1 protein-coding gene is annotated in these 277 nt (G+C 67.1%); it reads right to left on the bottom strand.

All coding sequences use genetic code 11. The features are described 5' to 3' along the window. Positions 1-72: 72 nt before the first annotated feature. The coding region (locus HKX41_11320) for a peptidoglycan-associated outer membrane lipoprotein precursor (GenBank protein NNC24721.1) at positions 73-277 on the bottom strand (205 nt) is incomplete at its 5' end.

Here is a 277-nt window from a genome sequence, read left to right as displayed (position 1 = left end):
AAAAAAACGGCCCGTGATGCGGGCCGTTTTTTCTCGTTACATTGTTTCATCGCGCCCGCGGGCGCCGCGCGCTCAGCGGATGTAGACGCGGCCGTTAGCCACGCGCACATAGGTGTTCTCGCGGATGCCGTCGAGGTTCTTCTGGGTGACGACCTGGGTGCGGCCGTCGTCCATGCGCACGTAGACGTTGTAGCTCGGCGCGCCGACCCGGTTCTGGATGGCGTTGCCGGCGACCGCGCCGGCGACCGCGCCGGCCACGGTGGCGCTGTTCTTGCGG

This window comes from Salifodinibacter halophilus, assembly GCA_012999515.1.
Classification (GTDB): domain Bacteria; phylum Pseudomonadota; class Gammaproteobacteria; order Nevskiales; family Salinisphaeraceae; genus Salifodinibacter; species Salifodinibacter halophilus.
This window is presented reverse-complemented; position numbering and strand designations above follow the sequence as displayed.